This is a genomic window from Tractidigestivibacter sp., assembly GCF_057241865.1.
Genome location: NZ_DBHHPX010000059.1, coordinates 1 through 9660, shown reverse-complemented (window position 1 = coordinate 9660; position 9660 = coordinate 1). Strand labels below are relative to the sequence as shown.

At 64.4% G+C, this 9660-nt stretch carries 9 protein-coding genes; 5 read left to right on the top strand and 4 right to left on the bottom strand.

Annotated elements, in window-relative coordinates:
* Window positions 1-60: 60 nt before the first annotated feature.
* Window positions 61-492 (top strand): hypothetical protein, encoded by a 432-nt coding sequence (locus ACO59D_RS12350; RefSeq protein WP_485127238.1) that lies wholly within the window; start codon window positions 61-63, stop codon window positions 490-492.
* Window positions 493-602: 110 nt separating this feature from the next.
* Here the strand turns inward: ACO59D_RS12350 and ACO59D_RS12345 are convergent, their stop codons facing one another.
* The gene (locus ACO59D_RS12345; protein WP_485127237.1) at window positions 603-2129 is read right to left on the bottom strand and encodes a C69 family dipeptidase; all 1527 of its coding nucleotides are present in this window, start codon (window positions 2127-2129) and stop codon (window positions 603-605) included.
* 249 nt (window positions 2130-2378) lie between these two features.
* Here ACO59D_RS12345 and ACO59D_RS12340 point away from each other — a divergent pair, with 249 nt between their 5' ends.
* Window positions 2379-3407: a 3-deoxy-7-phosphoheptulonate synthase gene (locus ACO59D_RS12340; RefSeq protein ID WP_485127236.1), complete on the top strand. Its 1029-nt coding sequence runs from the start codon at window positions 2379-2381 to the stop codon at window positions 3405-3407.
* Window positions 3408-3599: 192 nt separating this feature from the next.
* Window positions 3600-4646, top strand: a complete 1047-nt coding sequence (locus ACO59D_RS12335; protein ID WP_485127235.1) for a metallophosphoesterase family protein — start codon at window positions 3600-3602, stop codon at window positions 4644-4646.
* Here the strand turns inward: ACO59D_RS12335 and ACO59D_RS12330 are convergent.
* Complete coding sequence (locus ACO59D_RS12330; RefSeq protein WP_485127234.1) at window positions 4591-5631, bottom strand: bile acid:sodium symporter family protein; 1041 nt, start codon at window positions 5629-5631, stop codon at window positions 4591-4593. The genes ACO59D_RS12335 and ACO59D_RS12330 overlap by 56 nt on opposite strands.
* Before the next feature lie 139 nt (window positions 5632-5770).
* Window positions 5771-5899 carry a hypothetical protein gene (locus ACO59D_RS12325; protein ID WP_485127233.1) on the bottom strand — a complete coding sequence of 43 codons (129 nt, stop codon included), beginning with the start codon at window positions 5897-5899 and terminating at the stop codon, window positions 5771-5773.
* A 203-nt stretch (window positions 5900-6102) separates the two neighbouring features.
* Here ACO59D_RS12325 and ACO59D_RS12320 point away from each other — a divergent pair, with 203 nt between their 5' ends.
* Window positions 6103-7143, top strand: a complete 1041-nt coding sequence (locus ACO59D_RS12320; protein ID WP_485127232.1) for an NAD(P)H-dependent amine dehydrogenase family protein — start codon at window positions 6103-6105, stop codon at window positions 7141-7143.
* A gap of 302 nt (window positions 7144-7445) precedes the next feature.
* Window positions 7446-8252 (top strand): hypothetical protein, encoded by an 807-nt coding sequence (locus ACO59D_RS12315; RefSeq protein WP_485127231.1) that lies wholly within the window; start codon window positions 7446-7448, stop codon window positions 8250-8252.
* 412 nt (window positions 8253-8664) lie between these two features.
* Here the strand turns inward: ACO59D_RS12315 and ACO59D_RS12310 are convergent, their stop codons facing one another.
* On the bottom strand, window positions 8665-9588 hold the full coding sequence (locus ACO59D_RS12310; RefSeq protein ID WP_485127230.1) for a transposase: 924 nt from the start codon (window positions 9586-9588) through the stop codon (window positions 8665-8667).
* Between the last annotated feature and the right edge of the window lie 72 nt (window positions 9589-9660).

Below are 9660 nucleotides of genomic sequence, written 5' to 3'. Positions count from 1 at the left end.
TGCATCAAAGCATCCGGTATCCGGCTCTCAGATGCAACGACTTGAAGATAGGAGGTCACCATGAGAAGGCCCGTGCTCGCCGCCGTCATCTGCTTTGCCGTTGCGCTTGTCGTGAGCGTCGTGTTTCTCGTCTGGTTCAACACCGACCCCGAGACAAACATCACCACGATCCTCTCGAGCCTGCCGCTGAGCTACCTGTACGCTATCTCGTCCGGCCTTGCCGCGTTCTCGGCGGGTGCCCTGGTGGCGCTGGTGGCGGGTTCGATTGCGCACCTGCGCATGTCGAACCTGCCGCGCGTTCTCTTTGCCGCCCTGGGTTGGGTCGTGCTGGGGTTCTTGCTTCTCGCCCCCGTGATTGCGACGGTGGCCACGGGCTCTGTGGCAATCGTGTTTGCGCTGGTGGTATATGGAGCGATTAAGGCACCCGTGGCATTTGCGGCCTTTGGCCTGCTTCTGGGTCTGGGCTTTGCCGAGAAGCGCGAAGCCGCGTAGGGTTCTCGGCCGCTCGCCGGCTGTGGCCAGGCGAGCGTCGGGGGCGGCCATTGCCGCCATCCCAAGCGGCCCTCGCGCCGCCCCCTGTGGCCTTGGCCGTTGTCCTCGCCTTACGCATCTGAGCGCGCGAAGCGATTGGCCATGTGCATGCTGCGCTCGTAGAGGACCTTGGCGAGAAGTTCGTCGGTCTTCTCGCGCGCGTAGTCTGCCACGTGCTGGTTGGCCTCCTCAAGAGTGTCGATCGCAGCGACGCCGTCTAGCCCTTGGCACCCCACGCGCGCATCCGTCTGCGCAAGCGTGCGCTGCCCCTCGGCCTGGACGTCTTGCTGGTAGGCCTCGATGGCGGGCACGCACTCGGCGTAGTTGGCGTCAGCCATCGCAGCGATGAGGCGGTTTGCCCAGTAGAAGCTCTCGGTCGAGACGTGCTTGGGGTCGGTCTGTTCGAGGTAGGCGGGCGTCTGGCTCACCTGTGCGTAGAACGGCAGCAGCGCATTGAACGGGTTCGAGCCAAAGGCGAGCCATTGAACGTAGCGTGCGGCCTTCGGCCCGTAGGGACGCGCCTGCAGCACGGAGAGCTGGCTGCTGCGGTTGATGCCGATGGGACGATAGCGGCCGCGTGTGGCCTCGGTGCCCATGTGCCCGTAGGGGTCAAAGACGGTCCCCTGGTAGTGGAGCGAGAGCACATGCTTCACGTCCTCAACCGTCAGCTTGCGCTCGGGCACGCTTGCCCAGGGGAGGTCGTTGGACTCGGGGCCAAGCGGCGCCTCGGGGGAGTCCCAGCTCTGCGCATGCGGGTTGAGGAAGCGCTGCATGGACCAGGCGCGCGGCGTGTTGTAGAGGTGGTCCTCGTCGGAGTGGCTGCCAAACGCGTCACGCGGGTTGAAGACCATCTCGTCATCGCCTTCGCCACGCAGGGTGAGGTCCAGGTGGAAGCGGCCCATCCAGCCCGCGAGGTCTGGCGAGCACATGTGCCCGTTCTGCTCGCCCAGCGCGTCTGCCAGGTCAAACGAATCGATGCCCAGCTGGTTGGGCATCGTGACGTAGCAGTCGTCCGGCACGCGCTTCGCAATCCAGTGATGGCCGCCCACGGTCTCGAGCCACCAGATCTCGTCGACGTCCGAGAAGGCGATGCCGTTCATCTCGTGGGTGCCGTAGCGATTGAGGAGCTCGCCTAGGATGCGCACGCCGTCGCGAGCGGAGCGCGCATAGGGCAGCACCAGCGTGACCATGTCCTCCTCGCCGATGCCTCCGGGTTGCTCGGGCTCGAAGCCGTCACTCTCGGGCGTTCCCTTTGCCGGCCGGTAGACGACCATCGGGTCTGCGCCCAGCACGCGCTCGTTTGTTGTGAGCGTCTCGGTTGCGCTCATGGCCACGCCGCGCGTCGAGAAGCCTGCCTCCTCCCAGAGGCCCCGGGAGAGGTCGGCATTGGGCACGGCCGTGTAGCGTGCGCCACCCTCTTCTGGCAGTGGCACCGTGAGGTGCGAGATCTTCGAGGTGTAGCTGGTGCGGCCCCTGGGGTCGATGACGCAGAACCGCTTGGGGTCGAACTCGCCGTTTGCGGAGTCCTCGTTTCTGGCGACGATGGTCGACCCATCGTAGCTGGCCTTCTTGCCAACAAGGATGGTGGTGCAGGGCATGGTGCCTCCTTGGCCTGGTGTGGTGTCGGCGTCTTAAGCCGGCGCGTCTCTCGCATGCCATAGTATGCCCAGCCGCTCGGCTGCTGGCGTGCGGCTTGTGGGCATGTTACGGAAGGCGCACGAGTGGCCGCTTGCCGATATGCGCCGTCCTTCGCCCACGTCATACTGTGTGAGAACAAATCGCGGCCTTCTCTGTGGCAATTCTTGCCGGAGCGCAGCCTGCGAGCACGACGAGAGGAACCACCCACCATGACCATGCACTTCAAGCGCCGCCTGCCCATCCCCATGGAGATTCGCGAGGAGATGCCCCTCTCCGCAGAGATGGCGTCGAGAAAGCCCGCCTTCGATGCCGAGGTCGCCGCCATTATCCGCGGCGAGTCCTCGCGCCGCCTGCTGGTGGCTGGGCCCTGCTCGGCCGACCGCGAGGACTCGGTGCTTGACTATGTCACGCGCCTCGCCAAGCTTGCCGATGAGGTCAAGGACAAGCTCCTTGTGGTACCTCGCGTCTACACCAACAAGCCGCGTACGCGCGGCACCGGCTACAAGGGTCTGCTCCACAACCCCGACCCGGATGCCCCGGCGGACCTTCTCGAAGGCGTGAAGGCCATCCGGCGCATGCACCTGCACGTGGTGGAGGCGACGGGCATGTTCACGGCCGACGAGATGCTTTACCCGGCCAACTACCAGTATCTCGTTGACCTTCTCGCCTATGTTGCCGTGGGCGCGCGCTCGGTTGAGAACCAGGAGCACCGCCTGGTGGCAAGCGGCGTGCCCATGCCCGTGGGCATGAAGAACCCCACGGGCGGCTCCACAGCGGTGCTGCTCAACTCCATCTATGCCGCGCAGGCGCCGCAGACCTTCATCTTCCGCAACTGGGAGGTCGAGACCACCGGAAACCCGCTTGCGCATGCGGTGCTTCGCGGCTACGTGGGGCCGGACGGCGCGACGTATCCCAACTGCCACTACGAGTACCTCGAGCGCCTTGCGGACAAGTACGATCCCGAGAAGTTCAAGTTCCCTGCGGTGATTATCGACTGCAACCACGACAACTCTGGCAAGAGGCCGCTTGAGCAGCCGCGCATCGTGGACGAGGTGCTCGACTCGGTGCGGCGCTCCGATCGCGTCGCGGGGCTCTTCCGCGGGTTTATGGTGGAGTCCTACCTCGTGGATGGCAGCCAACCCGTGGGCGGTGGCGTGTACGGGCAGTCCATCACCGACGCGTGCATTGGCTGGGAGGGCACGGAGCGCCTGGTACGCGATATGGCCGAGCGCCTGTAAAGTGAGACAGGGAGACAGTCCCCTTGTCTTATTTCAGCAAGCGATAACCTCCCGTTAAGCTCCTGTCGAGCGTTGCGCCGCTTCGGTGTTGCCTAGCCCATTTTGGCCTCTTGAGCGTTGGCGCTTCAGTGGCATTTAAGCCTCGTGTCCTACCTTGGAATTCAAGGTAGCTGAACGACGAGGGGAGCCACCGTGAGCCTCACGAGAAGACAGTTCATCCAGGCGGGTGCCATCGCCTGCGCATCCGTGACCGCCATCGCTGGGTTCACGTCCGCCGATCCGGCCTCCGCAAGCGAGGACGGTCGTGCCCTCGAACCCTTGACCGACGCTGCGCCTGCCGCCGAGGGAACGTATGGCGCGCTTGTCTCGTCCATGGCGGTCATGAGCGATACGCACGTGGACGATGACGAGCCAGACTACGATGGCAACCTTGAGAACGCCCTCGATGACATTGTGCAGCGCTGGGATGCCGTAGACTCAATCGTCCTCAACGGTGACTTGACCAACAACGGCTACCAGTACCAGTACGACATCTTCGAGCAGCGCGCAAAGGCTGCGGGCCTCTCGTTTCCCCAGTCGTTCACCTGCGTGATGGGCAACCACGAGCAGATGGGTGACGGCAGCTATACGCCAGAAGGCGTCGAGAGCCTCCACGCCAACTTCCTGGGGAGGACGAACAACAGCTCGGTCTACTACGACCGCTACGTGGGAGACTCGCATGTGATCGTGCTCGGGCCAGACGAGTACGTCTCGCCCGATGACGTCTCGTCAACTGACACCTTTCGGCTCAGCCCTACGCAACTGTCCTGGCTCTCGGGCCTTCTCGATGAGGACGAGGCTGCGGGCGCGCCGTCGCTTGTCTTTGTCCACGAGCCCCTGAAGTACACCGTCACGGACTCCTTTCCCGGCGGGTGGGGCTACGACAACTCCCTCGAGGATGACGATGACGTCCGCTCCGTGATCTTCTCGCACCCGGGGACCATCCTCTTCAGCGGTCACACCCATGCGTACCCCGACGTGGTCCAGCGTAGCCGTGGCACCAACCTCTTTGTGGGTACGGGATCTGTGGCCTACGCCTACGCCCAGGGCGAGACCTACCTCGCCGATGACGGTAGCTACGACTCATTCGGCTGGTTGGTTCGCCATCACGAGCAGGCCGTCGAGTTCTGCATGCGAGACTTCCTCAACCACGAGTGGGTCTCGGGCTCGCACTACGCGTATTCGCTCGAACAGGCCTAGCACACGTCGCCACGGCTGATGTGCCTGCGTCCTTCTCGCCGGTTTCCGACGAGAAGGTGCGCGAGAACATGCGGCCAAAGACGGCGGCAAGGAACTGGTTGAAGAGCGTCCCCGTCATCACAGGAAACATGGTCGCTGCGGGAAAATACGTCTGCGCAATGACGGCACCCGCCGAGATGTTTCGCAGAGCCGAGCAGAACGTGAGCGTCACGGATCGCTCGCGTCCCAGGCCCATGAGGCGCGCTGCCGCAAAGCCCCACAGGTAGCCCGAAGACGCCATGAGCGCGATAAACACCATGACGCCGGCCAGCTCGGGCGTGAGACTGAACATGAAGTCGTGAAGGCTCGTGGAGTTGGTCGTGATCACCAGGATTACGAAAATGCGGGCGAGAGGGGCCAGGGCAGGGGAGAGCCGTGTCTCGGTGCGACCGTCCGTTACCTGGTTGAGCGCCGTGGCCGCCAAGGCGGGCACGGCAATCATGACCAGCATGTCAATGAACATGCCGGCGGCGTCCACCTGAACCGTGGCCCCAACCAGAAGGCCAAGCGTTGCAGGGATGGTCACGGGCGAGATGAGCGTCGAGATGAGAAGCGTGCCCAGGGCAAGCGGCATGTCGCCTGCGTAGATGCCAATCCACATCGTCGAGGTGACGGCGATAGGCACGGAGTACTCAAGCACGATGCCCGCGACAATACTGGGGTCCGAGAAGAGAAGGCCTCCCAGTACCCGGCCCATGAGGGGCATAAGCACCTGGGAGATAGCTATGGCAGCCAGCATGGGGGCGGGCCGCCTAAAGGTGCGTGCGAGGTTGTGGAAATTGTTCCCCAGCGAACCCTGGAAGGTCACAAAGGCAAACATGGGCGTGATAAGGGGCTTAAGCGGGATAAACACGTTGGGTGTGCAGACGCCAAGCGCCAGGCAGAGTGGGACGAGAAACACCATGTTGTGGGCGATGGTGTCACCCAGGCGCTTCCATGCAGTCATGCGACGCGGCTCCCCTCTCCCTGCAAGGACGAAAGACAGCCTAGGCGCCACGTGTTTCTCCGTTGCGTCAGAGCCGTTGCGAGCTGCAACATGCGCAAGAACACCACGCCGGGAGTGGGGCTGGGCGGTCACGCCGATGCTAGTCCTTCTCGTTCGCGGAGTGCAGCAGCTTCTCAAGGCGCTCGCGATTAAGCCACACGTGAGCCAGCGCGCAGAGTAGAAAGAGCACCACCATGGCAATGCCCTGGCATGCAGATACCCCTGGCATGATTCTGGGCCCGAGACAGGACGCACCGTCTGCCCCAGCCAACGCATTGAGTGCTTCGGGCGCATGCCCTTGTCGGCCTTGCCGTTGCCCGCGTATACCCGCCCGCTTGGCGTATGAGGGCTGGCGGTGCGCGGATTCTCGGGAACCAAAAGAATAAGCTCCGAGTCCGCGGGGCTAGAGCAGGCTGTGGGGAAGGGGTTCCTATGAGTCAGAGACCAGTTAGGGTTGTCCAATACGGATGCGGCAAGATGGCCAAGTACATCATTCGCTACCTACACGAACACGGAGGTCAGCTGGTTGGTGCCATCGATACCAACTCAGATCGCGTGGGCATGGACGCCGGAGACTATGCCGGTCTGCCGGTGAAGCTCGGCGTCAAGATCTCGGACAATGCGGACGAGGTCCTTGACGAGTGTGCGCCCGACATCGCAATCGTCACGCTCTTCTCGCTGGTAGACGACATTGCGCCCATGGTCGAGAAGTGCGTGGGTCGCGGCATCTCCGTCGTGACCACCTGCGAGGAGGCCACGTTCCCGTGGACTACGTCGGCTGCGACCACCAACCGCCTGGACGCCATTGCCAAGGAGACCGGGGCGACCATCGTGGGTGCCGGCATGGAGGACGTGTTCTGGATTCGCATCGTCGGCTTGCTTGCAGGCGCCTGCAACAGCATCACCAAGATTGAGGGCTCTGTCTCGTATAACGTTGAGGAATACGGTCTTGCCCTCGCTGAGGCGCACGGCGTTGGCCTCACTGCCGACGAGTTCGAGAAGACCCTAGCCCACCCCGAGGAAATCGTCCCCTCCTATGTGTGGAACTCCAACGAGTGCCTGGCCCAGGAGCTGGGCCTCACGGTGAGCGAGGTCATCCAGGAGAACGTCCCCTACATCGCGGAGAGGGACACCTACTCCGAGACCATGGGCGCGACCATCCCCGCAGGCAAGGTCCTTGGCATGAACACGCGCGTCACTACGAGGACCTACCAGGGCATCGATATCGTGACCTCGCAGATTGGCAAGGTCTATGGTCCGGATGATGGTGACCTGTGCGACTGGAAGATCTCCGGCGAGCCTGATACCGCCTTCCACGTTGAGAAGCCCGCCACGGTCGAGCACACTTGCGCAACCATCGTGAACCGCATCCCTACGGTGCTTGCCGCAGCCCCTGGCTACCATACCGTCGACGAGCTCGAGCCGCTGCGCTTCCAGACCGAGCCCATGCGCTTGGACGAGTTCGACTTCTAGGCATATACAGCACGTTGCTCGCATGAAATGCCCCTCCGGCACCGGCTTGGTGCCGGAGGTCTCTTTGCACGCGCCTGTGGCTATCGCCCCTCTGGCGTCAACGCACTCCAAGAAGCACCCCTTCCACTGCGATTCCCAACTAGGTGGTCAATTTGCGTAGGCGAGCAATTCCGAGGAAGGGCGGTCAGCTTTGCCGCAATAATAGTTTGCTTCTAAAGGAAAAGGTGTGGCAATTCCCAGCCTGCGGGCACGGACTTATGGGCTACGGCCCTCACATCACGCAAGACAGGAGAAAATCGTACATGGCCACAAGAGCAGAGATTATGGAGAAGCTCGGCGAGGTCCAGCATATGCTGAACATTGCCCGTCACAACCGCAAGGAGCAGGAAGAGGCCACCGACGCCAACGTTGCGCGCGTGCTCGCGCTTCTGCGTCTCAAGAGCGAGATTTCCGTCGAGGAGATGTCGACCGTCCTCGGCATTGGCACCGAGTCCCTCGGGACTACGCTTGGTAACATGGCAAGCGATGACCTCGTCGTGGTAACTGAGGACGAGGATGGCAACGCTGGGTCCGTTGCCCTGGGCGAGAAGGGCCAGGAGGAGCAGCCCAAGCTGCGCGACCTCCAGAACGTCGCGCTTGATGGGTTCACGGATGACGAGGTGGACGAGCTCGCCTCGCTCCTTGACCGCATTGAGGCCGGCGTTGCAACCGAGATTGGTGAGGACTGGAAGGAGCGCGAGCAGGAGCGCCTTTCCAGGAAGCGCGACGATCGCGGCGACCGCAAGCCGTTTGATCGTGGGGGCGACCGCGGTGACCGTGGTGGCAAGGACCGCGGCGGCTACCGCGGCAACAATGACCGGGGCGGGTATCGCGGCAGCTCCGATCGCGGCGGCTACCGTGGCGACCGCGGTGGGTATCGCGGCGGCTACCGTGGCGGCAGCTCCGATCGCGGCGGCTACCGTGGCGACCGTGGTGGGTATCGCGGTAACGATCGCGGCGGCTACCGTGGCGACCGTGGTGGCTATCGCGGCGGCAACGACCACGGCGGCTACCGCGGCGGCAGCTCCGATCGTGGCGGCTACAATCGCAACTACCGCTCGAACGACTAAGCTCGCGCCGCGTGTGATCGTCTAGGCAAGGAGACGTCTATGGGGGGCAACGGGGGCAATCCCGTTGCCCCTTTTTCGATGGGTAAGCGTCCATGCACCGTAGGGAAGGGCCAGCAGGAGGTCCAACTCGCCGAGAAGCCACACGTGCCCTTGCCCGCCCCTGCAATCCGCGGGTTGATTGCCAAAGCTAGTGCATCTTTGGCGGGTAAGTGCAGCTGTCAGGGTAAGCGCAGACAGGCGTGGCGTCGGCAGTGCCCTGGGGCCCGCCTTTGGCGGGCTAAGTGCAGTTCCGGCGCCGGAGGGCGCGGAGTCGCGGCATGACCCATCGCGGCCGCACCGCGCCTTGCCAGACTCAGTGCAGCCTCCCGCCCCCGCGAATGTGTCCGTGCCAGTGCCCGCCGCCCGTCGTGGACTATCCCCTAGTTAGTCGTTGGCGTCGCCGCCCCCCTCGTCCCTCTCCCTCCTGAGCCGCTCGACGAGCTCCGGGCGCAGCTCGACCTCGCCTGGCGGGACGAGTTCGAGACCGGGCCTCGCCTGGCGGGACGAGTTCGAGACCGGGCCCCTCGATGGGTACGGCCGGCAACGCTACCATCGCAAGGGCCATCGGCGAGGCGTCGCCGATGGCCAGCCTCAGGCTCGAGTTCACGTTCGAGCAGATGCCGGCCGGGATCCACGCGTCGAGCCCCAGGCCGTCGATCGGGGTGCCCTTCGGGATGGCCTTCCTCAACTCGACGTGGGCCTTCTCGCAGCCTCCCTTCTGGTCGGGGCGCTGCGGGTCGGTGTAGAAGACGCGGCAGCGCCCGCCGCGCTCGATGCCGGCGATGTCGTCGAACTCGCCGCCGCGGTCGGTCAGGATGACGGGGAAGGCCCTCCTGAAGCCCGCCGGGCCGCCCAGGAGGCCCTCCAGCCAGTCCGGGGCCGCCACCACGCGCTCGGAGTCGTGCCTCTCGAGCAGGACGCATATCTGGGGCCTCAGCCGGGTGGAGTGGGGCGTGGGCAGCGCCTGCCGGTCGCCCTCCGCGCCCTCGACGCAGTCCGTCTCGACCGTGCGCGCGCGGTCGCCCTCGCCGAGCGCCAGCCAGTCGGCGTGGGTTCGGCCCTCGTAGAAGGCGGCCTCGTGCCTGCTCGCCCTCCTCCTGTTGCGCTTCTTGTGCCTCACCCTCTTGCGCAGGCCCATCTTCGCGACGTCTATGTCCTCGCCCTCGACGTGGCGGTAGAAGGGGCGCTCCGAGCAGGGGAGGTCGTCGCGGGAGGCGAAGAGGTGGTGCGCCGACTGGCCCTTCGCCAGCGCGGCCTTGGCCTCCCGGGCGAGGAACTCCATCTCGTGGCCCGTCACGTCGAGCCCCCTCCGCGATGTTAGCGCTAACTTGAAAGCTGCCAGTTAGGCCAATGGGAACCACCGGTTCGG